Origin of the sequence: Rhodococcus sp. B10, assembly GCF_011770055.1 — a bacterium.
GTDB lineage: Bacteria > Actinomycetota > Actinomycetes > Mycobacteriales > Mycobacteriaceae > Rhodococcoides > Rhodococcoides kyotonensis_B.
In genome coordinates, this window is sequence record NZ_JAAFYV010000041.1 from 17,151 (window position 1) to 40,325 (window position 23,175).

18 protein-coding genes and 2 pseudogenes are annotated in these 23,175 nt (G+C 61.9%); 12 read left to right on the top strand and 8 right to left on the bottom strand.

Going from position 1 to position 23,175, the window contains the following annotated elements:
* The 8 genes from RhoFasB10_RS22330 to RhoFasB10_RS22365 all read left to right on the top strand — a co-directional run bounded on the left by RhoFasB10_RS22330 (window position 1) and on the right by RhoFasB10_RS22365 (window position 8,820).
* Complete coding sequence (locus tag RhoFasB10_RS22330; RefSeq protein WP_167678610.1) at window positions 1-765, top strand: ABC transporter ATP-binding protein; 765 nt, start codon at window positions 1-3, stop codon at window positions 763-765.
* A complete protein-coding gene (locus RhoFasB10_RS22335; RefSeq protein ID WP_167678612.1) occupies window positions 752-1,468 on the top strand; it encodes an ABC transporter ATP-binding protein in 717 nt (238 codons plus the stop codon). Before RhoFasB10_RS22330 ends, RhoFasB10_RS22335 begins: the two co-directional genes overlap by 14 nt.
* A complete protein-coding gene (locus RhoFasB10_RS22340; RefSeq protein WP_167678614.1) occupies window positions 1,468-2,352 on the top strand; it encodes a branched-chain amino acid ABC transporter permease in 885 nt (294 codons plus the stop codon). The genes RhoFasB10_RS22335 and RhoFasB10_RS22340 overlap by 1 nt, the downstream gene beginning before the upstream one ends.
* Window positions 2,352-3,473 carry a branched-chain amino acid ABC transporter permease gene (locus tag RhoFasB10_RS22345; RefSeq protein ID WP_167678616.1) on the top strand — a complete coding sequence of 374 codons (1,122 nt, stop codon included), beginning with the start codon at window positions 2,352-2,354 and terminating at the stop codon, window positions 3,471-3,473. Before RhoFasB10_RS22340 ends, RhoFasB10_RS22345 begins: the two co-directional genes overlap by 1 nt.
* A 169-nt stretch (window positions 3,474-3,642) precedes the next feature.
* On the top strand, window positions 3,643-4,587 hold the full coding sequence (locus tag RhoFasB10_RS22350; RefSeq protein ID WP_167678618.1) for a 3-hydroxyacyl-CoA dehydrogenase NAD-binding domain-containing protein: 945 nt from the start codon (window positions 3,643-3,645) through the stop codon (window positions 4,585-4,587).
* An 80-nt stretch (window positions 4,588-4,667) separates the two neighbouring features.
* Complete coding sequence (locus RhoFasB10_RS22355; RefSeq protein WP_167678620.1) at window positions 4,668-6,692, top strand: acetoacetate--CoA ligase; 2,025 nt, start codon at window positions 4,668-4,670, stop codon at window positions 6,690-6,692.
* A 16-nt stretch (window positions 6,693-6,708) separates the two neighbouring features.
* Window positions 6,709-7,908 (top strand): acetyl-CoA C-acyltransferase, encoded by a 1,200-nt coding sequence (locus RhoFasB10_RS22360; protein ID WP_346764462.1) that lies wholly within the window; start codon window positions 6,709-6,711, stop codon window positions 7,906-7,908.
* A gap of 66 nt (window positions 7,909-7,974) precedes the next feature.
* A complete protein-coding gene (locus tag RhoFasB10_RS22365; RefSeq protein WP_167678624.1) occupies window positions 7,975-8,820 on the top strand; it encodes a 3-hydroxybutyryl-CoA dehydrogenase in 846 nt (281 codons plus the stop codon).
* Window positions 8,821-8,911: 91 nt separating this feature from the next.
* Here the strand turns inward: RhoFasB10_RS22365 and RhoFasB10_RS22370 are convergent, their stop codons facing one another.
* The 6 genes from RhoFasB10_RS22370 to RhoFasB10_RS22395 form a co-directional block, all read right to left on the bottom strand.
* Window positions 8,912-9,649: an SDR family NAD(P)-dependent oxidoreductase gene (locus RhoFasB10_RS22370; protein ID WP_167678626.1), complete on the bottom strand. Its 738-nt coding sequence runs from the start codon at window positions 9,647-9,649 to the stop codon at window positions 8,912-8,914.
* A 23-nt stretch (window positions 9,650-9,672) separates the two neighbouring features.
* On the bottom strand, window positions 9,673-10,497 hold the full coding sequence (locus RhoFasB10_RS22375; RefSeq protein ID WP_167678628.1) for a TIGR03084 family metal-binding protein: 825 nt from the start codon (window positions 10,495-10,497) through the stop codon (window positions 9,673-9,675).
* A gap of 98 nt (window positions 10,498-10,595) precedes the next feature.
* Window positions 10,596-12,536 (bottom strand): hydantoinase B/oxoprolinase family protein, encoded by a 1,941-nt coding sequence (locus RhoFasB10_RS22380; RefSeq protein ID WP_167678630.1) that lies wholly within the window; start codon window positions 12,534-12,536, stop codon window positions 10,596-10,598.
* A gap of 8 nt (window positions 12,537-12,544) precedes the next feature.
* On the bottom strand, window positions 12,545-14,575 hold the full coding sequence (locus tag RhoFasB10_RS22385) for a hydantoinase/oxoprolinase family protein (RefSeq protein WP_167678632.1): 2,031 nt from the start codon (window positions 14,573-14,575) through the stop codon (window positions 12,545-12,547).
* Window positions 14,576-14,627: 52 nt separating this feature from the next.
* The gene (locus RhoFasB10_RS22390) at window positions 14,628-14,891 is read right to left on the bottom strand and encodes a hypothetical protein (RefSeq protein ID WP_206031234.1); all 264 of its coding nucleotides are present in this window, start codon (window positions 14,889-14,891) and stop codon (window positions 14,628-14,630) included.
* A 229-nt stretch (window positions 14,892-15,120) separates the two neighbouring features.
* A complete protein-coding gene (locus tag RhoFasB10_RS22395) occupies window positions 15,121-15,804 on the bottom strand; it encodes a TetR/AcrR family transcriptional regulator (RefSeq protein ID WP_277345904.1) in 684 nt (227 codons plus the stop codon).
* 220 nt (window positions 15,805-16,024) lie between these two features.
* Here RhoFasB10_RS22395 and RhoFasB10_RS22400 point away from each other — a divergent pair, with 220 nt between their 5' ends.
* Window positions 16,025-17,641, top strand: a complete 1,617-nt coding sequence (locus RhoFasB10_RS22400; protein WP_167678636.1) for a long-chain fatty acid--CoA ligase — start codon at window positions 16,025-16,027, stop codon at window positions 17,639-17,641.
* A gap of 680 nt (window positions 17,642-18,321) precedes the next feature.
* Window positions 18,322-18,912, top strand: a pseudogene (locus RhoFasB10_RS22405) (IS30 family transposase); the annotation flags it as partial.
* Between the two features lie 167 nt (window positions 18,913-19,079).
* On the opposite strand, the pseudogene RhoFasB10_RS22410 reads toward RhoFasB10_RS22405, so the two are convergent.
* Window positions 19,080-19,291: pseudogene (locus tag RhoFasB10_RS22410) on the bottom strand (pyridoxal 5'-phosphate synthase lyase subunit PdxS); the annotation flags it as partial.
* Window positions 19,292-19,480: 189 nt separating this feature from the next.
* Window positions 19,481-20,473 carry an acryloyl-CoA reductase gene (locus RhoFasB10_RS22415; RefSeq protein ID WP_167678638.1) on the bottom strand — a complete coding sequence of 331 codons (993 nt, stop codon included), beginning with the start codon at window positions 20,471-20,473 and terminating at the stop codon, window positions 19,481-19,483.
* A gap of 144 nt (window positions 20,474-20,617) precedes the next feature.
* Here RhoFasB10_RS22415 and RhoFasB10_RS22420 point away from each other — a divergent pair, with 144 nt between their 5' ends.
* Together RhoFasB10_RS22420 and RhoFasB10_RS22425 are read left to right on the top strand one after the other, a co-directional pair.
* Window positions 20,618-22,714 carry an acetate--CoA ligase family protein gene (locus RhoFasB10_RS22420; RefSeq protein WP_167678640.1) on the top strand — a complete coding sequence of 699 codons (2,097 nt, stop codon included), beginning with the start codon at window positions 20,618-20,620 and terminating at the stop codon, window positions 22,712-22,714.
* A complete protein-coding gene (locus RhoFasB10_RS22425; RefSeq protein ID WP_167678642.1) occupies window positions 22,711-23,127 on the top strand; it encodes a hotdog domain-containing protein in 417 nt (138 codons plus the stop codon). Before RhoFasB10_RS22420 ends, RhoFasB10_RS22425 begins: the two co-directional genes overlap by 4 nt.
* The last annotated feature ends 48 nt before the right edge of the window (window positions 23,128-23,175 follow it).

Consider the following 23,175-nt stretch of genomic DNA (forward strand, 5'->3'; position numbering starts at 1 on the left):
ATGAATACCATCACCGACCCGTCTTCGGCCCGCACTACCACCGCAAGCCTTGCTGTCAGGGACGTCAGCGTCACTTTTTCCGGTCTCAAAGCGCTCTCCGGAGTCGAGTTCGAGGTAGCACCAGGTGAGTTACTTGGACTCATCGGACCGAACGGGGCAGGCAAAACTACTCTGGTCAACGTCATCAGCGGTTTTCAGCGACCCACCACCGGGTCGGTGCACCTCGCTGGAACCGACGCCACCACGATGTCGGCAACCGAACGAGCTCATCACGGCCTGGCTCGAACCTTCCAGGGTGTCCGCCTCTTCGACCACCTCACCGTCGAGGAGAACATCGAAGTTGCGGCCTTGAGCCGAGCAGGCCGCAAGAAAGCCCGAGCCCACGCCGCCGAGGCGCTCGAAGTCCTAGGACTGGCGGACCGAGCCCGTACCACAGCCGGAAGCCTGCCCTACGGCGACCAACGCCGCCTCGCCATCGCGAGGTGCCTGGCGATGGAGCCGCAGCTGATCCTGATGGACGAACCCGCGGCAGGTCTGAACGAGCAGGAAACCATCGAACTGGGCGACGCCATCGACTCGATCCGTCGAACCCACAACCCAGCCATCGTGCTCATCGAACACGACGTGGCTCTGGTGATGCGCCTGAGTGATCGCATTCTCGTTCTCGCACAGGGGGCACCGCTGGCTCTCGGAACACCGGCGCAGATCCGCGACCACCCAGAAGTCATCGCAGCATATCTAGGAGTCGACGATGCTGACAGTTGAGAATCTGTCCGTCACCTACGGGCCCGTCGCGGCTGTTCGAGGCATCAGCTTCAGCTGCGCCGAGGGCGAAATCGTCACCATTGTCGGTGCCAACGGGGCAGGCAAGTCCAGTGCCCTGCTCGCCATCGCAGGCGGACTGCGCAGCGGGGTGAGCGGCACCGTCACTGTGAACGGTGCCGCTCTGCTTACCCTGCCGCCGGAGACCCGCGTCGCTCGCGGACTCGCTCTTGTGCCCGAACGTCGCCGCATCTTGGCCAGCCTCACCGTGCGTGAAAATCTCCAGGTGGCAACTGCCTCACGCAAGGACAAGCCCGCAGCGCACCGCGACATCCGCGACTTGATGGACCGCTTCCCGATCCTTGCCGCTCGGGCCAGCGGACCGGCGGGACTTCTTTCGGGCGGCGAACAGCAACAGCTGGCCATCGCCCGTGCCTTGATTGCCAAACCGTCGATCCTTCTCCTCGACGAGCCCTCACTCGGGCTGGCTCCCAAAGTGATCGACGAAATCTTCGCACTGCTCGACGAGCTTCGACGCGACGGAATCGGAGTCGTTCTCGTCGAACAAAACGCCCGGCGTGCAGCAGCAATCGCGGACCGCGCACTTCTCCTGCGTCAAGGCTCCATTACAGCAGAAGAAGACCACGACCACGTCGGAGCACTCGACGCCTACTTCGGGCTCTCCCCACACACCGAGGAATCCTGATGACCACGTTCGTTCAAAGCGGCATCGATGCCCTGAGCCTCGGTGCGCTCTACGCCCTGTTTTCGCTCAGCGTCGCAGTAATCTTCGGCGTCGCCCGAATTGTCAACTTCGCCAACGGCGAATTGATGACCGTCACCGGCTACACAATGGTCCTCGTGGTCGGGCTCTACTGGCCGATCGTGCTCGTCGTAGCGGTGATTGTCACCGTCCTCGCCGCATTGGCCATGGACTCCTTGGTCTTCAGATGGGTACGCGCAGCACCCCCGACCACTCTGCTCATCGTCTCCTTCGCCGTCAGCTACTTCATGCAGAACGGCATCTTGATGATCGAAGGAAGCAGACCCAAGACCCTCGACTTCGGTTCCGCGTTGATCAACAGCATTTCCATCGGCGGCGTCCGTGTGAGCGTGTTCAATCTGGTGACCATCGGCGCAACCATCGTGATTGTCGCGGCATTGACCGTGCTGTTCAACAAGACCGGAGTCGGTCGACAACTGCGCGCCGCATCCGAAGACTTCGCCATGGCTCGCCTGCTCGGAGTCAAAGCCAATCGGGTCATCGCCTATGCCTTTGCTATCAGCGGCGCCCTGGCCGCAGTAGCTGGAGTCCTGCTGACCGTGAGCACCGCCACCGTCACCCCCGACTTCGGCGTGCAGCCGGTCATCATCGCCTTCATTGCCGTGGTCGTCGGCGGTATCGGGTCGCTGTCCGGCGCGGCCGTGGGCGGCTTGCTCCTGGGAATCGTGACAGTACTTCTGCAGACCGCCCTGCCGGATCCGCTCAAGGTCTACCGCGACGCCTTCGTCTTCGTTCTCGTCATCTCAATGCTGCTCGCCCGCCCCCAAGGTCTACTTCCCCCCGCTTTCGCCAAGGAACGTGTCTGATGATGAACAGAGCTCGAGTAGTTACACGCCGACTTACCGGCCGCATGTGGCCCGCCCTCGGGCTGTGCATCGGTGTCTCCGTGGTGTGCTTGGCGCTGGCCGGCCACAGCCCCGGCCTCGATCAGGTCCTGATCATCGCCCTGATCAACCTCATCATGGTGGTCGGCTTGTCGGTGTTCGTCGGCAACTCCGGTGTCGTCTCGTTCGGACAGGTGAGTTTCATGGCCGTCGGGGCCTACATCTGCGGAATGTTCACCATCCCCCAGATCGCCAAAGGCGTCATCATTCCGAACGCGCCCGCCCTGTTTCAGAACACGACCCTGGGAACGACGGTCGCGATCGTGCTGGGTGGAACCGTCGCCGCAGTCCTCGCCTACATCGTCTCGATTCCGCTGATGCGCCTGACCGGCATCGGTGCCTCGATCGGCACGCTTGCCCTGCTGCTGATCGTGCACACGTTCTTCGCCAACTGGAAACCCGGATCGAGCGGCGGCGGAAATCTCACCCGCATACCTACCGACACCAATGTCAATCTGATGCTCGGATGGGCTCTGATCGCCATCGTCGTGGCCTTTGTTTACCAACAGACCCGGTTCGGGCTGCGCGTACGAGCAGCCCGCGAAGACGAAGTCGCCGCCCGCGCGGTCGGAATCAATGTTGCTCGCGAACGCCGAATCGCTTTCACCCTCAGCGCATTGATGTTCGGAATAGCCGGTGGCCTCTACGGCCACTCGGTAGGCAGCTTCTCGGCCAACGACTTCTTCCTGTCGGTCACGTTCATCACTTTGGCGATGCTCGTGTTCGGCGGCAGCCGAAGCCTGTTCGGAGCCGTAGCCGGTACTGCCGCGATCAGCGCAGTGTCCTACGTCTTCGAACAATGGCAAGGAGGTGGCGACGTTCTCGGTCTGTCGATCGGCCTTCCCTCCGGCACCCGCGAACTCGTCGTAGCCGCAGTCCTCGTGCTCGTCCTTCTACTTCGACCCGACGGCATCACAGGTGGCCGCGAACTTCCGCTGCCCCGGTTGGGACTATTCGCCCGGACACCGTCCGACCTCACCGATCCAATCCCACCGTCGGCCGACACTGCACCGGCGCCCTCTCAGCCAGTCCAGCACTTGTGAACCAGACCCTGTGGTGTCAATTTTTCACATGAATCGGCCGATTCGGAGTTAGATTCTTCCATCGTGCGAGGCGCACGATTGTCGATATCGTGATCCAGAGCACGACAGCGCAGCGATGCGATCAAGACCATGTACGGCCGCATCAGTGCCAATCGAAAGGGACACCACCATGAGCCAGCCCGGATTCTACGACCGGCCAGAGAACATCGAAAGTCTCACCGTTGTCGTGGTCGGGGCAGGCTTGATGGGGCACTCCATCGCCGGGGTATTCGCGGCCGCCGGCGCCGCGGTCACCGTGTACGACCCCTCGGACGCGGCGTTGAAGGTAGTCCACGAGCGGGTGCGTGCACAGCTGAGCAGCCTCGGACGAGACACCGCCGCTGCAGGCCGAATTCGCCTGGCATCCTCGCTCGAAGACGCGGTGACCGGCGCCGACCTCGCTATCGAGGCAGTCCCGGAGATTCTCGAACTCAAGCAGAACTTGTTCTCCAACCTCGGCGCACTCCTGCCTCGCGCCGTCCTGGCCACCAACACCTCGGTGTTCAAGATCAGCGATGTCGCACGCGAGACGGTCGACCCTCAACGCGTAGTCGGGACGCACTGGTTCAATCCCCCGCATCTGGTGCCGCTGGTGGAGGTCGTGCACGGTGAAAGCACCGCGGCCGACACCGCGCACTGGATCTTCGACATCCTCACCGCCGCAGGCAAGATACCCGTGCACGTTCGCAGAGACATCCCAGGATTCATCGGCAACCGCCTCCAGCATGCAATGTGGCGCGAGGCGATCTCAATGGTAGAAGAGGGCGTTTGCGACGCGGAAACTGTAGACCTGGTAGCGCGCAACAGCTTCGGGCTCCGTCTCGCCGTGATGGGTCCGCTCGAGAACGCCGACTACGTCGGGCTCGATCTGGCCGCCGCGGTACACAACTACCTCTTCCCCACCCTCAACAACGACGACCACGCCTCGCCGTTGCTCTCCAAGCTCATCGGCGAAGGACACCTGGGAGCCAAGACTGGATCGGGACTGCTGTCCTGGACACCGGAAAGTCGCCGAGCAGCCGCCGAAAGGCTCGAACGCCACCTCATCGCAGCCACTGCGACCACGCATCCCTGAACCACCCGCGAAACACACCCGAACCGCCCGACGCATCCTCGGTCGGCTCCGGTGGCGAGCGACCGAAAGGCGACCCGCTCATGAACACCACACCACCCAACGACGATCGGCCACAGCCAATCTGGGTACCGGATCCCGATCAGGCCGGGGCGTCGACACTGGCCGATTTCTCCATCTTCGCCGACAAGCGTTTCGCCGCCGACGTCGGTGACCCGCTCGACTACACCGGCCTGTGGACCTGGTCGACCGACAATATCGGGGACTTCTGGGAAGCGGTGTGGACTTACTTCGACATCCACTCACACACCCCGTACACAAGCGCTCTTGCCGAAGAGACGATGCCCGGAGCGCAATGGTTCGCCGGTGCCACCGTCAACTACGCCGAGTATGCGCTGACCAACGAACACACCGACTCCGCTGCCCTGATCTGCATTCAGGAAAACGGCAGGGAAACTACTGTCACCTGGAACGAGTTGCGTTCACGCGTGGCCGCGTTGGCAGTGACACTGCGTCAATACGGTGTCGCGCAGGGCGATCGGGTCGTGGGGTACCTTCCGCCCGGCCAACATGCAGTCATCGGATTTCTCGCCGCGGCCTCGGTCGGCGCGATCTGGTCGCAGTGCGCGCAGGACTTCGCGGCGACAGCGGTCATCGACCGATTCGGACAACTGGAACCCATCGTCCTGATCGCCGCCGACGGATACAGCTACAACGGCCGCCACTACGACCGTCGCGACGAGCTGGCCAAGATTCGACGGGGCCTGCCCACCGTCCGAAACACCATCGTGGTGGACCATCACACCCCGGACGCCTTCGCCGGCGAGGAGTACACCGACGTCACCCGGTGGAACGACGTTGTCGACTTCGAGGCCGCCCCCCACTACAGAGCAGTGCCATTCGACCACCCGCTGTGGGTACTGTTCTCCTCGGGGACAACAGGACTGCCGAAGGGCATCGTACACAGTCACGGCGGTGTACTGCTCTCACTACTCTCGCTGCTGGGTCTGCACATGGACCTACGAACGGGCGAGCGACTGTTCTGGTACACCAGCACCAACTGGATGATGTGGAACGTCGTGGTGTCCTCCCTGCTGACCGGGGCCACCGCTGTCATCTACGACGGCAACCCCACCTATCCCGACGTCGGCACACTCTGGCGCATCGCCGACACCCACCACGTCACCTTCCTCGGAACCAGCCCCGGTCACCTACAAGCCTGCGAACGGGCAGCGCTGGTGCCCAAGGACAGCTTCGAACTGAGCGCACTGCGCACCATCGGCTCCACCGGATCGACACTGCCCGCCGCCTCGTACCACTGGGTACGCGACAACGTAGGTCCCCACATACAACTGTCGTCGACCACCGGCGGTACCGACGCGGTCACCGCGTTCGCCTGCAGCGCCCCCACAACCCCGGTATGGCCCGGAGAGCTCAGCGCACGCGGACTCGGAATGGCCATGCAGGCATGGGACAGCGACGGCAACGCGCTGATCGGAGGGGTCGGCGAGCTGGTGATCACCAAGCCGATCCCGTCGATGCCGGTGTTCTTCTGGAACGACCCGACCGGAGCCCGCTACCACGACGCCTACTTCGCACACTTCCCCGGAGTGTGGCGACACGGCGACTGGGTCGCAATCACCACCGACGCCAGCGTGGTCATGCACGGCCGGTCCGACTCGACTCTCAATCGCCACGGCGTACGCCTGGGCAGCTCCGAGATCTACCAAGCAGTCGAAAAGCTCCCGCAGATCGTCGAATCCCTCATTGTCGGAGTCGACGAAAGCGAAGGCAGCTACTGGATGCCACTGTTCGTCGTACTCGCCGACGGAATCGAACTCGACGACGCACTCGTCGCCGAGATCAGAAAAGTCATCCGGACCCAAGCCTCACCGCGACACGTCCCTGACGAGGTGATCGCCGTCCGATCCCTGCCGCACACCCGCACGGGCAAGAAGATCGAAGTACCACTCAAGCGCATCCTGCAGGGAGCCGCTCGCGACGACGTGCTCAGCATCGACTCCATCGACGATGCTGCTGCAGTCGATCAGTTCGTCGCCCTCGGAAACGCCCGCCGTTCCGCGCTTTCAGCGCCGACATCCCTCTGACCGAAAGGCATCACTCGTGTCCCGCGAAGCTGTCATCGTCTCGACCGCCCGAACCCCGATCGGCAAGGCCTACCGCGGTGCGTTCAACAACACCTCACCGCAAGAACTCGCTGCCCACGCCATCACCGCAGCAGTCGAACGAGCCGGAGTCGATCCCGCCGACATCGACGACGTCGTACTTGGATGCGCTATGCAAGAAGGCGCTTCCGGGCTCAACATCGCCCGCCAGGCCGCACTGCGGGCATCGCTTCCCGTGACCGTGCCCGGTATGACTATCGACCGTCAGTGCTCCTCCGGATTGATGGCCATCGCCACCGCGGCCAAGCAGATCATCGCCGACGGAATGACCGTCGCAATCGGAGGTGGAGTCGAGTCGATCTCGCTCGTGCAGAACGACCATGCGAACACCTACCGCGCCCGTGATCCCTGGCTGATGGAGCAACTTCCCCAGACGTACATGCCGATGCTGCACACCGCCGAGATCGTCGCCCAACGATACGGCATCACGCGGGAGGCGCAGGACGAATTCGCGCTGCTCTCCCAACAGCGCACTGCTGCGGCACAGGCCGCAGGCCACTTCGATGCTGAAATCGTCGCTACCACAGCAACGAACCTTGTCACCGACAAACAGACCGGCGAAACACACGAAGAAGTCGTCACATTGAGCCTCGACGAGGGCAATCGCCCGTCGACGACTTTGGACGGTCTGAATGCACTGCGGACCGTGCTGAAGGACGGCGAGGTCAGCGACCACGCCAGCGTCACTGCCGGCAACTCGTCCCAGCTCTCCGACGGCGCCTCGGCGTCGGTACTGATGGAGCGCGCGCAGGCTGAACAACGCGGACTCGATGTCTTGGGAACCTACCGGGGTATGGCTGTCGCGGGATGCGGCCCCGAAGAAATGGGCATCGGTCCGGTCTTCGCGATCCCCAAACTGCTGCGACAGCACGATCTGAAGATCGACGACATCGATCTCTGGGAACTCAACGAGGCCTTCGCCTCTCAAGCGCTGTATTGCCGCGACTTTCTCGGAATCGACCCCGATCGCTTCAACGTCGACGGAGGCGCCATCTCGATCGGGCATCCGTACGGCATGACCGGCGCACGAGCGGTCGGACATGCACTGCTCGAAGGCCGCAGGCGGGGAAGCAGGTACGTCGTGATCACCATGTGCATCGGCGGTGGCATGGGCGCTGCTGGGCTCTTTGAGCTCTGACGAGCTGCCCGAGGCGCGCACGGGCACTGCCATAGCTGCACAACACACTCGAAGGAGAACGGACGCATGTACAAGGTTGGGGTCATCGGCGGCGGAACGATGGGGGCTGGAATCGCAGAAGTCGTTGCCAGAGCCGGTGATCCAGTTCTCGTGCTCGAACGAGACACTGCATCGGCGGCAGCAGCATCGCAGCGCATCGACACCTCGCTCGCTCGCGCGGTGAACAGTGGACGGCTCACCCAGGGCGCCGCGGACGCCGCGCGCAACCTAGTCGACGTGACCCTGAATCTCGGCGACTTCGCGGACCGCGAACTGGTGATAGAGGCCGCACCAGAGATCGAGCAGGTCAAAGTCGACTTCTTCACGCGCCTGGACGATATCGTCCCCGACACCACGATTCTGGCGACCAACACCTCCTCGATCCCGGTCATCCGTATCGCCAACGCGACATCTCGGCCCGAGCGGGTGGTCGGTGTCCATTTCTTCAACCCCGTGCCCGTACTTCCGCTGGTGGAAATCGTGGTGAGCTTACGGACCTCGGACGACGTTGTCGCAGCGGTAACGGACTATGCTACGAACCGGCTGGGCAAGAAGACAATTCGATCTGGTGACCGCGCAGGATTCATCGTCAACGCACTACTGGTGCCCTATCTAGTCTCCGCGATCCGGATGCTCGAGTCAGGTTTCGCGACTGCAGACGACATCGACGCTGGCATGGTCAACGGCTGCGCACACCCGATGGGGCCACTTCGACTCAGCGATACCGTCGGCCTCGATGTCGTATTGGCTGTCACGGAGTCGCTCTACGACGAATTCCGAGAACCTCAGCATGCCGCGCCGCCGATGCTACGCAGAATGGTCGAAGCTGGACGACTGGGCCGCAAAAGCGGACAAGGCTTCTATACCTACTGATCTGCATCATCACCACCGATCACTGCAGCCTTGGTGAGCTCCGCCGTTCCACTACGCCAAGGCTGCGGTGGGCAGCCCAAAAGTCGAGGAGTCAGATAGAGACGCCGCCGTCGACAGGCAGGACTACCCCTGTTACGTAGCCGGCCTCCTCGGACGCCAGAAATCCGACTGCGGCAGCCATCTCGGAGGGGCTCCCGAAGCGGCCGAGCGGAATCGCCGCCGTCAACTCCTCCCGCTTCGACTGCGGGATCGAGGCAACCATACGTGTTTCGGCGTTCGGTGAAATCGCGTTGACCGTGACACCGAATCCGGCAAGCTCCTTGGCGGCCGTCTTGGTGAATCCGATGATGCCCGCTTTAGCGGTGGCGTAGTTCGCCTGCCCAGTATTGCCACGTAAACCGCTGTAGGACACAACATTGATTACGCGGCCGTACGACTGGGCCCGAAAATGCGGAACGCATGCTCGGGTGAACCGGAAGGTTCCACCCGCATGAACGTCGATGACCGCATTCCAGTCCTCGTCGGAGAGCTTCCACACCACGCGGTCACGCAGAATGCCAGCGTTGTTGATCAAGATATCGACACGTCCGGTGCGCGTAATGATGTCGGCAACAACTGCCTCGACCTGGGCGGAGTCTGTGACATCGGCTATCGCGGGTGCCGCACCGATCGTCGCAGCGGCGCTCGAAGTCACCGTGCTGTCGCTGTCGACGATAGTGGTGTCGGCTCCTGCGCGAGCGAACAGCGACGCAAGTTCGAATCCGATTCCGCGCGCTCCCCCGGTGACGAGGACAGATCGGCCGTTGTAGTCGAACGACAAGTTGGTCATGTTGGGGTGCTCGATTCTGTTAGCTATGCGTGGTCCCCGGGCCGTGAGGACGGCAAGGCAGTGGGAAGTGCACTACGGCGGGTCGCGGTCGGTTCCCCCGCGAATGCTTGGGCGATGGTCAGCCAATACCGGGCTGCACTCCCGGTGGTCCGTAGTCCGGTGTCGGCGGGTGCGCGGCGTTGGGTGACAACAAGACAGAAGTCTTCGGCTGTGCCTTCGACGACGTCCGGTGCCCCAGACGGCCCCCACTCCCAGTGTTCGCCGTTCGGACCGGCAAGTGTGACGTACACGTCGGTGGCGGGTACCGGCTGACCGCGGTTGGTGTAAGCGAAGCCCCTGGTGCGAACTCCCAGGTGCGCAATGTGCTCGAGTGCGGCAGTTGCGGGATGAGGCAACGACAGTGCATCGGCGATGTCTTGGCCGTGGGCCCAGGTCTCCATCAGACGTGCCGTCGTCATAGTGGCACTACTCATCGGCGGACCGAACCAGGCCAGCTTCGTCCCTCCGGGGTGGGCATCGAGGAGATCGGCGAGATGGCGGCGTCCCTCGGACCACGTCTCAAGGAGGTCGTCTACATCGTCGCCGATATATGCCGATGCTGCGTCATCGACGTATCCCGTCGGCGCTGCGGCGTATGCGGCAGCGATATCCGCGAAAGCTTCGGGTGTTTCGATGGACAGCGAGCTGACGTGGTCGGTCCAGGTCAGATGTCCGATCTGGTGGGCGATTGTCCACCCCGGAGCCGGTGTTGGCCGGGACCAATATTCCGCGGGCAACCCGCGAACCATGTTCTCGATCGCAGTGCCCTCGCTGCGCAAGGCACCCACGAGAGCGGTTTTGTCGACCATGTGGATTGCCCTTCGGTTACGGCTCGCCGAGAGTGCAGGCGCCGTGCCCGTTTCGCGCTCTGGTGTGCGAAACGGGGACGGCGGAGCGACGTGAGTGTTTAGGTACGTTCTTGTCGGAGTTTCGCTGTTTCCCACTCCACTACGGCCAACTGCTCAGGGGCGTAGAGGGGGTCACCGACGATCGCGACGCCATAGTCACGCCGCGCGCCTTCGATGCTGACGTACTCGTTGCGTACGTCAGCAAGAACCAGCGCGGGATCACGATCGAACGGGTCTCCCCACCCTCCTCCGCCGTTGGTCAGATAGCGGAACAGTGCGTTGGGTCGTGTCTTCCAGACCGGGGTACTGGCAAAGTGGGCATATTCGCCACTTTCGACGGCTACCTTCGTGACGGGATCGACAACTCCGCCCACCGGAACCGACGAGGCATAGACCTCGTCGGTGGTGCCGAGGAGCTTCTGGTGGCGAACGACATCGGTGCTGTCGTTGTCGAACAGCCACACCGCGCCCGTAGCTCCTGCATTCCCGCCGTTGACCCCGGATCCGCTGGCCGACTTCGTGTGCAGTGGACTCGAGAAATGTTCGGCCGCTGTCAGATAAAGCGTGTCCTTCAGCACCGCCGCGCCGCCACGGTGTCTGCCTGGGCCGCCGCTATCGACTTGGTACTGCTTACGAAGCACGACCGCGGGGGTTTCCGCTTCGATGGCTTCGGTAGCTGGATCGAGGTTGTTGAGCTGATACTGGACGGAATAGCTGTCGCCGTCGCCGGCCATCGTTGCACCCCACGGTCCGTGCTCGCCGCCGCATTGCGCGGTGGTGTTCCAGGGGGTTCCGTCCTCGAACACACCGTTGGCGTTGTGGAGGTTGAGTGAGCCGTAATCGCCTCCGACCGCTCGATCACCGAGGGCTTTTTCCAACGCCTTGAAAATCGCCAACAATACGACTCCGGAACTGTCGAAGTAGAGAAACACCGCGCCGTCCGGTGGGGTGGCACTGATGAACGTTCCCGCGGGAAGCACGATGTCGATATTTCGGTACTCACCGGAGGTGAACGGTACGTGTGGGCTGATGAGAAATTTCAGTGCGACACCGACAGCAGTCTTGGTATCCAGTGCACCGCAATTGATGCTGGTCCGGGCTTGAGGTGATGTTCCGCTGAAGTCCAGCTCGATGTTGGGGCCGCGCTTGCGAATCTTCAGTTTGACGGTGTACTCGAGAGTGTCGTCGATGCCGTCGGAGTCGATACCTTCTTCCGCATCGTAATCACCGTCGGGCAGGCTTTCGAGTGCCGACTGCATAGCTTCGGCCGAAACGTCGGTGCTATAACCGATCGATCCGAGGTAAGCGTCAATGCCGTAGCGATCGATGGATTCGAGGATGAGCTTCTCGCCCAGCAGAAGGTTCTGGAAGATTGTCTTGATGTCCGGGAGCAGCAATTCCCCGTAGCGCGCATTGTCGAAGATGAGGTTGAACGACTGAGCGATGGGTTTGTCGTTGCGATAGAGCAACATCGGGGCGATGACCAGACCATTTTCGTATACGTTCTTCTTGGTTCCGCTGAATCCAGCCGGAACGATTCCGCCCATGTCGAGTTGGTGAGCGCGCAATGTCACGAACGATGCGATCTCCCCACCGGAGAAGACCGGGCGGACGAAGCAGACGTCGTTGACATGCGTGCCTGCGCGATACGGGTCGTTGCAGATCAGTACGTCACCGGGTTGGAGGAGTTCGACTCCGTACTCTTCCACGGTGTTGCGGACCGCTTCGGAGATGCTGCCGAAGAACAGTGCGAGACTGTTGCTCACAGCGGAGGTGGGGTAGTTCATGGCAGGGGGCCCCGAGATCACGGCTGCGAAGTCGTACCAATCACGCAGAATGACCGAGAAGGCGTTGTTGAGCAGTCCGGTGCACATGTGCTGGACCACGTACCGCATGCGGGCCGAGAGAACCGATGCGCTGAATCGGTCGCAGTGATACTTGTCGGCGAATTCGTTCTCCGACAGAGATTTGAGATCCGTTTGTTTCGATGTGTCGCTCATGTCGTTTCTCACTGCTCCCTGATTCGAAGTTCGGCGTGCGGTCCCACTGTCGCTGTCTGCCCCGGTACGACGAACGTCGTGGACAGTGGTTCTCGGATCACGGCAGGACCTTCGATGGTGTCGCCTGCAAGCAAGGACGCGCGGTCGTATTCGAACCCGTCGAGTGGTTCCTCGCGGAGGTAGTTGATGATGATCGATCTGGTCGGGGTGGGCCCCTCGCCCGCAGGGCGTTCGGGAAGCGTGGGGTACTGGACCTTCTCGGCTCGTACGACAGCTTGGACCCGATACGTCACGCCCTGAACCGGAAGCGCTTCGAAGCGGTTGCCCGACCGTTCTTGATAGGTGTCGTGAAAATTGCCGACCATCGTCGCGATCGCGTCGGGGTCGATTGCGCCGCTGGGCACGTCGATGAACGGCGTTTCCCAGGTTTGCCCGGCAAGTCTGCCGTCGAAGCTGCGTTGGTATTCGACGCGGCTGCGGTCTTCGTCGCGTACCTGCTCGGAGAGCTTCTGCTCCATCGACTGGAAAATCTTGTCCACTGACTCCGCGACGTCTGGGGTCAACAATGTGTAGGCACTTCGACTGTCGGCGTATACCAAGTCGGTGCTGACCAGTCCAAGGGCTGAGAACAGACCCGGGTGCGGGGGCACTATCACCTCGGCGGCGTGCACCAAGCTCAACGCTGCGGGCAGCAGCATCGGGCCTGCGGCCCCATAGGCGACGAGGGAGAAATCGCGTGGGTCGACTCCGTGCTGAATCGCGACGTTGGTCAGGCCTTCGGCGATGTTGTTGATCGCGATGTTGAAGGCGTAGCTGACTTTCTGCTCGAACGACAGAGCGGAGTCGAGGTTCTCGAATGCCTGGCGCGATAGCTCGGGATCGAGCTTCATCCGCCCGGCTGCGAATCCGTCGGGGTCGATCACACCCATCAAGAGGCAAGTGTCGGTCGTGGCCGGCTGCGTGCCGCCGGTTCCGTAGCACGCCGGTCCCGGATCGGATCCGGCGCTACCCGGGCCGACTTTCAGCTCACCCGCGGCGTCGATGGTCACCAGGCTGCCTCCGCCCGCGCCGATTGCAGTGACCTCGTTGGACAGGGCGTTGACCAGAAGGTCATGCTCGAGCTCGAATGTGGTGTTGACGAATGGTTTTCCGTCCGATACCAGGCTGATGTCGCAGGAAGTTCCGCCGACGTCTGCACACAGGAGATTCGAGGCGCCGATCAAACTGCCGAAATGCGCGCTCGAGACCGTACCAGCGGCGGGTCCTGCGAACACGATACGGAACGGGTGCTCCATGGCGACGTCGACGTGGACGAGCTGCGCTGCGCAGTCTGCGAAGTTGAGGTCACCGGTGAAGCCGAGATTTCGCAGTCCGGAGTCGAGGCGTCGTGAATAGTCCGAATAGATCAACCGCATGAAGACATCGACCACGGTGGTCGATGCGCGCGCAAACTCCTTTGCGAGTGGCGATACTTCGCTCGAAATCGATACCGGTACCTCGCCGAGCTCCTCGGCGACGAGTTGGCGCAGTTGTTCCTCATGGTGCGCGTTGACATAGGAGTTCAAAAGACAGATCGCGACACCTTCGACGTGGCAGTCGCGCAGAACGCGAAGTTCGCGGCGTACGGCTTCGACATCGAGCGGAATGAGCACCCCGCCGTCGGCGGTGACCCGTTCGGTGATCCCGCGCCGCAGGTAGCGCGGCACCAGAGGTCGGTTGGCGTCGCCGTAAGACCTGCGCCACTGTGGATTCATCAGGCCTTCGGCGGGGCGCCAGGTCCGGCCCATGTCGAGGATGTCTCGGTGTCCCTCGGTGGTGAGGAATCCGATCTTGGGTAGACGACGAGTGATGACTGCGTTGAGTCCATGGGTGCTGGCGTGGTTGAAGACCCGAGCTTGATCGACTGCTACTTCACGTGCACCGGCAAGCACACCTTGCTCGGTGGTGTGTACATCGGTGGAAATCTTCGTGGTCTTGATCTGGCCGTTCTCGATGGAGACAACATCTGTAAATGTTCCTCCGACGTCGACACCAATCATGTTTGTGTACTTCCTATTTCGGTGAGACAAGGGGTGAGGGAGCCGATGAGATTCAATAGATGTTCAGGTTCTTCGACGTCAGCTCGATCGGACCGAGCGCAGTCCACGGTGTACGGCTCACCGAGGTCAAACTGGGCTGATGCTTAATCACGATGAACCAACCCCCCTCGGAAAGGACCGGATACCGCTGAAAGTCGGCGGCGGTGGAACCTGGGAAGTCGACTGCAATGTCGACTCCAATATCGGCGAGTTCGTCGGTGGTGACGTCGCCTCGTGTCACCGACGGGCCTGGGTGGGTACTGGTGGATTCGTTCACGTCACACGCCTTTGCTGTGGGTCGTAACCGGTCACGACCGGGATACTCAAATCGTCGATCCGGTGAAGCGAGTTGCAGTCGAGCGCTCGTGGCGATGCCGTACGAGGGCTATCGCCGCCAGCCAATACTTCTTGCTTAGCGACTGAGCACTTGCTTAGTGTGAGTCACACGACACTTCATGTCAAGAGTGCGATACGGAACATTCCATTTGCAGCCGCCGATGTCCGGATCAGCGGGTTGCGCTGACCATTCGGTCCACCAGGAAGACGTGCTGAGACGCCAGTTCTTCGGGATCGGACACCGCATGTGAAGGAAACCAGCGAACTGCATCGATCGACAGGGACAAGATTGCAAGCGTGGTCGCGGGGATGCTTCCGACGGCAAAGTCGCCTGTACGGGCGCCATCTCGAACGATGTCCTCAACCGTCGCGTGAATGCTGCGTCGAACGTCAGCGACGAGGTCAAAATTGTCAGGGTCCAAAAAACGCAACTCGTACTGAACAATCCGCCCGACCACGTGGCTCTGAGCGTGCCACCTGGTGAAATCGTAGACAGCGGAGCGCAGCTTCTGGCGTGGTCCACCTTCGACAGATGCAGCGTCGAGCAGACTCTCGTAGCACGCACGGTGACCGAGCAGGCACAACTTGAGCAGCATTTCCTGTTTGGATGAGTAGTGGATGTACATCGCTGCTGGGCTCATGCCTGCTCCGGCGGCAATCTCTCGGGTGGTAGTCCCTCGGTAGCCGTTCGTCGAGAAAGCGTCGCGAGCGGAGACCAACAGCCGGTTCGCGGCGTTGGAGGCCGTCGTCGATGGTGGACTGTCGGGGTGCAGGCCCGACAGCCAGTACTCGCTCGATGCTTCCCCGGTGTGAGCCACCCTAATAGTCACGAAAGCTCTCCTCTGTAAGTGCATGCCCCGATCGGAACCGTGACACAACCGTTGCGCTGTGGATGGCGGAAGATATGCTGTGCATCACCGCGTGTTAAGCATATGCTTAAAGCGGAGCGTTTGGGACGTGTCTTGCACACCAGACATGCTGATCGATCACGAGAGAGCGGATCCCGCTTATGCAATCTTGACGATCAGGCTCTGCGAACTGGCTACGAACTGACCAAAGGAACCGAACAGTCTCATGCGCGGAATGATGCAGAACAGCCCCCTCTCGTTGCCGATGTTGATTAGCCGGATGGAGCATCAGTTCCGTCATAAGCGGGTCACTACAGAACAGGCCGGGTACACCACGACGGCCACGTACGGTGACGTCGCCAAGAGGGTGCGCCTGCTTGCCGGAGTACTCGACCAACTCGACGTGCCCGCGGCGGCGAGGGTGGGGACTTTCGGGTGGAACACCCAGCGGCATCTAGAGTTGTATATGGCCGTGCCTTGCACGGGCCGGGTATTGCACACAATCAATCATCGACTCTTCGCCGAACAGATCACCTTCATCGTCAACGACGCGCAAGATGATCTGCTCTTCGTGGATCGTTCCATCCTGCCCGTCATCTGGCCCCTGGTCGACAGCTTCGAGTCCGTGCGGCTGATCGTAGTCGTAGACGACGGTGCAGACGTACCGATTCCGCGGGACGCACGAATTCGCGACTACGAAACCCTACTGAGCGCGGCCATTGAGGCACCGCGTCCGTTTGCGGTCGAAGACGACCGGTCAGCCGCAGCGCTCTGCTACACCTCGGGCACGACAGGACAACCCAAAGGCGTTCTCTACGACCACCGATCAATCGTGCTACACGCACTCCTGCTTCAGACAGCAGACGCCTTCGGACTACGCGAAGCTGACGTCATCATGCCTGTTGTGCCCATGTTTCACGTCAACGCGTGGGGACTGCCCTACGCAGCACTGATGTGCGGCGCAGATCTGGTGATGCCTGGGACAGCAACAAGACCAGAACAACTGATCGAACAGATCCACAGGAACAAGGTCACCTTCACCGCCGCCGTGACTACCGTGTGGCGCTCCTGCCTTGCCTACCTCGACGGTAGAGACTTATCAAGTCTTCGCTACATCGTGTGCGGCGGCGGAGCAGTGCCAACTTCCTTATCCGCAACCTACGAAAGCAAGGTGGGACTGCCGTTGCGAAACGCCTGGGGAATGACCGAAACGAGCCCCGTGGTCACAAGCGCACGAACATCGACCGTCCACTCCGACCTCACACCCGAACAGACACTCGAGATTCTTTCGGAACCGGGCACGCCGCTGCCGACCACTGAGCTTCGGCTGATGCGCGAGGACGGCACAGTTGCGCCGTGGGACGGAGAAAGCTCAGGTGAACTGCAAGTGTCGGGGCCGACCATCGCTGCAACGTACTTCAGCCGACAGGGCCCTCTCGACGCAGCAACCGCCGATGGGTGGCTACGCACCGGCGACGTCGCGACCATCGACGGAGCCGGCCACCTACGGATAGTGGACCGAACCAAAGACCTCATCAAATCCGGGGGCGAATGGATATCGTCCGTCGAACTCGAAAACGAGATCATGGCCGACCCCCGCGTCAGCGAGGCTGCCGTCATCGCCGTCACGGATCAGAAATGGGGCGAGCGTCCCCTAGCCTGTGTGGTGCCGGCGCACGGCTGCGACTTGTCCCCACGTGATGTGCACGATCACCTGCGCGGCCGGGTAGCGAACTGGTGGATTCCCGAGGAAGTGCTTATTCTGAACGAAATCCCTAAAACTGCCACAGGCAAATTCTCGAAGGTGGCTTTGCGGCAATCGATTTCGAGCAGAGTTCGTTAGCGGCGGCGGGTAGGTATCGTGGCCGTCCGCCGCAAGAGCGCATGTATCGCCAGACGCGGCGCAGTGCCTTTTCGCTGTACGCTTGGGCCACCTCACCGTTGTTCTTGCGTGCACCCCCATAGCGGGGCCCGCTATAGCGTAGACGGCGACCGAGAGTGAGCCCCTCGCATCGCACGATGTGTGCAGCATCGTTTGCCGGGAAAGTGTCCGTGCTGTAGACAGGAGTTCGTGCGTGACCGGGCACCGGCACCGCGCCCTCCTCAGTGATCGGAACGTGGTTCAGGTCTCACTCGTTTTGATCACGACCGAGTATAAAGGTCAACGCATCTAGGATCTGTCGTCCGGCGCAGGTGCTCAAGTCGTCCGCGGCGTTAAAATCCGCAGCTAGAGGCGGCGGGCGGTGTCCGACCGCATCGAATGGGCCATGAAACCGCCCTGTTGCCAGGCGTACGCTTCGCGCCGTCCAGTCACCCGAGCGATATTCACACCGGCGCAGAGTCGTTCGATCAACCGACGGCCGGTACCCGGCGTGAAGGACAATTACTGTACCGTCAAGAAGTCTGGCTCTTGTGACACGTTCGTGGGTCACTGATCGCGCCTGAACGGCCACACGCTAGCTCTCGGGACTACGTTCAAAAGCTATCCTCCGGTGTTATCCGTGATGAGAACGGAGATGTCGTGGTCCGTTCGCGTCGTGGAAGGGCCGTGACAAGCCGCGGCGTGCGGATCGCCGGTAGGCCAGCGGGTGGAGCCCGGAACAGATCGCGAACCGACTACCGATCGACTTCCCCAAAGACTTGTCGATGCGGATATCACACGAAGCGATCTACCAGTCTCTCTACATCGAAGACCGCGGCGGGCTCGAACGAGAGTCGGTCGCGTGTCCGCGGACCGGGCGCCCCCTGCGCAAACCCCGCGCGCGAGCGAAGAAACAGAAAACCGGATTCATCACCGACGAAGTGACGATCGCCTCCCGACCTGCCGAGGTCAAGGACCGGGCCACGAAGGGGCATTGGGAGGGCGATCTGATCATCGCGCTCAACAGATCCGCGGTCGGCACGCTGGTCGAGCGGAGTAAGAGGTTTACCACGTAACTGTACTTGCCGCGCAAAGCCGGATATGGGCTCGGACCCGTGATCAAGAACGGGCCGGCGTTGTCCGGATACGGATCTGAATCGGTCCGCGACGCCCTGGCAGCGGCTATGACTCCCCTGCCCGATCATCTTCGCAAGTCCGTGACGTGGGACAGAGGGAAAGAGTTGGCACGGCACGCCGAGCTCACCGCAGCGACTGGTACTGACGTGTATTTCACGGCTCAATCTGCGATAGCCCCCCTGTTTGTAACAGAATCGTGTCTTCAAAAGCTACTTCTACCTGCGCGGACGCGCTCGGAAAATTCGCGGCGGACACTTCCGGCGTTTTCGAGCACTCAGATGCAGGCCTTCGCCATCACCGGGATGGACACCGCGGAGATAATGCCGTCGATCATGTCCGAGTCGCTCCTCCGGGACACGCCGCCCTGGGCGCGGATGTCCGCGGGAACCCGCTCGTCGAGCGCCATGACCGCGACCGCACTGGCGTCCTCGGCGATCTTCGCCTGGTCGAGTGTGACGATGTCCATGATGACCCCGCCTTCAACATCGCGGCCATGCCACGCTTGACGCGCGCCGTTCCTCCTCGATGGGTTGATCGCCCCGCGTAACCATCTCTGTGTCTCCTCGTTGATAACGGTGGGCAGTGATGTTGTGACCTGTCCGGCGAGCACACCCACCTCGTCGAGGGGTGGGTGTGCCTACGGCAATTTGGCGGGCGGCCGGGTATCCAGATGGGGAGCTTCTGTCAGCTGCAAAGCTGAACGAGGGCGCGCCCCTGGGTTCCTCCGGTCAAGATCATCGACAGTGCTGATGCCACATTGTCGAGGTCCACGATCTCGGTGCCGGACGTACCGAGGTGGAATGGGCGCAGGTCGTTTGCGAGCCTCTCCCAGATCGCCTGGCGCTTGTCGAGCTGGCACTGCACGGAATCGACGCCGAGGAGAGCAACACCACGAAGAATGAAGGGGAACACCGTTGTTGCCAGTGCTGTTCCGCCGGTGTTTCCGCTCGCTGCCACAGCACCGCCGTACTTCGTGGTGCTCAGCGCGTAGGCGAGCGTATCTCCGCCGACACAATCGACAACCCCGGCCCACCGCTCTGGTTGCAGCGCCTTGGTGGCCGATGATGTCTCCTCACGGTCGACGACCTTGTGGGCGCCGACTTCGAATAGCCATGAATGCGCGGAAGACTTCCCCGTCGAAGCGACGACGTCGTATCCACGGCGCGCCAGGATTCCGATAGCTGTGCTGCCCACTCCACCGGTTGCACCGGTGACCAAGATCGGGCCTCGGTCTGGGGTAATGCCGTGCTCCTCGAGCGCGACAACGCTCAGCCCGGCGGTGAAGCCGGCAGTTCCCAGGCTCATGGCCTCCTTGTCAGTCAGACCTTGTGGGAGACGGACCACCCACTCTGCGGGTACGCGGGCATATTCGGCGAATCCGCCGTGATGTGCGACGCCCAGGTCGTAGCCGTGAACCAGGACGGAGGTTCCCGTGGCAATACTTGACTGCCCCGGATCGACGACAGTTCCTGCGAGGTCGATGCCCGGAATGAGGGGTGAAATCCTTGCTACTTTGCCGCCGGGCCGCGAGGCGAGGCCGTCCTTGTAGTTGACGCCAGACCAGTTCACCTTGATGGTGACGTCACCGTCGCCGAGGACCTCGGCACCGAGATGTCGAACCTCGCCCTCCGTGTCCTTGTCGACGACGAACGCTCGGAACTCTTCGGGAATACTCATGACCAGCACCTTCCTGAAACGACTGTCCTGACAGTCTCGGTGCCGCGAACCCCTTCCACCATTATCAGTCTGTTAACTTGCGCTGACTTCAGTTGACACAGTGCCACTATCCGAGTTACGCCTTTCTCCCTGATAGTTCTCGGTATGTCGCTTCACTCGTTGCTTCGCCCACGGTCCATCGCCGTGGTGGGGGCATCACCTCGATCGTTCGTCGGGCGCGTGGCTTTGCGGAACTGCCTGAATCTCGGGTTCTCTGGAACCCTTCTGCCTGTGACTCCCACTCACGCAAAAGTGGAGGGCATTGCGGCTTTTGCCGCACTCGACGACCTCGGCCAGATCCCCGATCTTGTAGTCGTGCAGGTAGGCGCCAACAAGGTCGGTGCGATCGTCGAGCATGGGCTCGCGCTCGGCATCCGCGGGTTTGTCATTCCGGGCGCCGGTTACACCGACTCCGGTTCTGCCGCACTTGCGGTGTCGGCGCATCTCAGTGACCTGCGTGCGACCTATGACTTCGACGTTATCGGACCGAATTGTATGGGTGTCGTCGACTTGGTGACCGGTGCGGCGCCGTATGTCGGTACCGTCCCGGAGTCCGTGCGACGCGGTGGTGTGGGTGTGGTGGCGCAGAGCGGTGCAATCGTAGAAGCCATGGTGAATTCGGGTGGGCGTGTGCCACTGTCGACGGTCATCTCCTCCGGCAGCGAGGCGACAACGTCCATCGCGGACCTCCTCGAATTCTTCGCCACGGACGAACACACCACCGCCGTCCTGGCGTTCATCGAAACAATTACGAACGCGGATGAGACCATCGCCGCGGTGCGCCGTCTCAGTGAGGCAGGCAAGCCGCTAGCAGTCTGCGTCGTCGGTCGGTCCCAAGCCGCCCGGGACGGCATCGCGGCTCACTCCGGCAAACTGGCGTCCGGTGCTCGAATCACGAGCGCGGCCCTCCGCCAAGCCGGTGCCATTGTCGCGGACGATCTCGACGAGTTGATTTCCGTGGGTGAACTTCTGGGCGCCGGCCGACCGCTACCCCGTGGGCTCCGGGCTCACATCGTGACGAACTCCGGTGGCGAGGGCAACATGATTTCCGACATCGTCGAGGATGTCGGTCTCGAGCTTCCTTCGATCCAAGCCCGTACCGTGGATGCGCTTGCCGAACAGTGGCCTCGGTTCCACGTCCGAAATCCGCTCGACCCATGGGGAACCGATCAGTATGCCGCGATTTACCCGACTGTCCTGGAGACGGTTGCTCAGGAGCCGGGCGATATTGTGATCGTCTCGATCGACCAGCAGCGGACCGCGGGACAATTCGAGAGGCAACTCGGGCTCGACCTTGCGCGCTATCTCGACGATGCAACTCGTGATACGGGCAAGTTCCCGGTTCTCCTCAGCCCGACGAGCCAGGACCCGGATCCTGACGTCGAGGCATTCTGTCGGTCCCGATGTATTCCGCTCGTACGTGGCGCGCGGACCGCGTTGTCCGCTCTGGCGAAATTGGCATCGCCGCGAGTCGTTCGCAGCGATCTCGGCGGCCCCTGCACCGACGATATCCTCCTCGGTGAGGTCGACACCGAGGACCGGGCACTTGCGGCGCTCGAGCAACGAGGAGTTCGTATACCGCGGACAATCCGGGCGCGGACGACCGAGGACGTTTTAGTCGCTGCTGCGCGGATCGATGGCCCCGTGGCATTGAAGGGCAGTGCCCCCGGTGTGATCCACAAGACCGAACTCGGCTTGGTCCGGGTCGGCCTGACCGACTCTGCGACGATCCGTGCCGAAGCGGAGCGGATGTTCGCGTGGGCGCAGCGGTCCGGCACCGACCTTGAGATCATCGTCGCCGAGATGATCGCGGGCTCACTAGAACTGATCGTCGGCTACAAGCGCGATCCAGTGTTCGGCCCGACCACACTGATCGGTTTAGGCGGTGTGTGGACCGAGTTCTTCGACGACGTCGCCCTACATGTCGGTCCGGTCAGCCGCGCTGACGCTGCCCGGCTGATCACCACGTCCCGCGTCGGCAAGATGATTGCCGACGCACGCGGCGGAAGACTCCACCTCGACGGTGTGATCACTGCTCTGTGCGCGGTCTCCCATCTGGGAGTATCCAACCCCGACATCGTCGGAATCGACATCAATCCCCTGATCGTCGGCCCACACCATGCAACCGCGGTAGACGCGGTTTTCGAACGAGATCACATGCGGCAACTCGTCGCATCACATGTCAAAGGAGAACGACCATGACTGACCAACTCACCTCCACGTTGCGCGTACGGATCGGGCAGGAGGAAGCCCACTACGGCGGAAACCTGGTCGAAGGCGCCCGGATTCTGAAGCTTTTCGGTGACGTGATCACCGAGATCGCCATCAAGACGGACGGCGACGAAGGACTGTTCGTCGGCTACTCCGATATCCAGTTCCTCGCCCCGGTGTATGCCGGCGACTTCATCGAGGTGGCCGGCACGGTCGAGAAGATCGGAAATACCAGTCGCACCGTCAAGTTCGAAGCTCGCAAGGTGGTCGCCTCCCGCTACGATGCCTCCCCCAGCGCCGCGGACATCCTCGACGAACCGATTGTGGTGGTCCGTGCGACCGGCACGACGGTAATCCCGAAGGAGAATTCTCGGGCATCCGCAGTGGGAGTCCTGGCGCGGTAGCGCGACGGCCGTCCTCGGCGCTCGTCACAATCGCCGAGGACGACCGAG

Coding starts and splice junctions, on each gene's coding strand:
- RhoFasB10_RS22420 (WP_167678640.1), top strand. CDS start 20,618: ATGTCGCTTCACTCGTTGCTTCGCCCACGGTCCATCGCCGTGGTGGGG.
- RhoFasB10_RS22350 (WP_167678618.1), top strand. CDS start 3,643: ATGAGCCAGCCCGGATTCTACGACCGGCCAGAGAACATCGAAAGTCTC.
- RhoFasB10_RS22345 (WP_167678616.1), top strand. CDS start 2,352: ATGATGAACAGAGCTCGAGTAGTTACACGCCGACTTACCGGCCGCATG.
- RhoFasB10_RS22395 (WP_277345904.1), bottom strand. CDS start 15,804: ATGCACTTACAGAGGAGAGCTTTCGTGACTATTAGGGTGGCTCACACC.
- RhoFasB10_RS22400 (WP_167678636.1), top strand. CDS start 16,025: ATGCGCGGAATGATGCAGAACAGCCCCCTCTCGTTGCCGATGTTGATT.
- RhoFasB10_RS22340 (WP_167678614.1), top strand. CDS start 1,468: ATGACCACGTTCGTTCAAAGCGGCATCGATGCCCTGAGCCTCGGTGCG.
- RhoFasB10_RS22385 (WP_167678632.1), bottom strand. CDS start 14,575: ATGATTGGTGTCGACGTCGGAGGAACATTTACAGATGTTGTCTCCATC.
- RhoFasB10_RS22330 (WP_167678610.1), top strand. CDS start 1: ATGAATACCATCACCGACCCGTCTTCGGCCCGCACTACCACCGCAAGC.
- RhoFasB10_RS22365 (WP_167678624.1), top strand. CDS start 7,975: ATGTACAAGGTTGGGGTCATCGGCGGCGGAACGATGGGGGCTGGAATC.
- RhoFasB10_RS22380 (WP_167678630.1), bottom strand. CDS start 12,536: ATGAGCGACACATCGAAACAAACGGATCTCAAATCTCTGTCGGAGAAC.
- RhoFasB10_RS22425 (WP_167678642.1), top strand. CDS start 22,711: ATGACTGACCAACTCACCTCCACGTTGCGCGTACGGATCGGGCAGGAG.
- RhoFasB10_RS22415 (WP_167678638.1), bottom strand. CDS start 20,473: ATGAGTATTCCCGAAGAGTTCCGAGCGTTCGTCGTCGACAAGGACACG.
- RhoFasB10_RS22335 (WP_167678612.1), top strand. CDS start 752: ATGCTGACAGTTGAGAATCTGTCCGTCACCTACGGGCCCGTCGCGGCT.
- RhoFasB10_RS22375 (WP_167678628.1), bottom strand. CDS start 10,497: ATGGTCGACAAAACCGCTCTCGTGGGTGCCTTGCGCAGCGAGGGCACT.
- RhoFasB10_RS22370 (WP_167678626.1), bottom strand. CDS start 9,649: ATGACCAACTTGTCGTTCGACTACAACGGCCGATCTGTCCTCGTCACC.
- RhoFasB10_RS22355 (WP_167678620.1), top strand. CDS start 4,668: ATGAACACCACACCACCCAACGACGATCGGCCACAGCCAATCTGGGTA.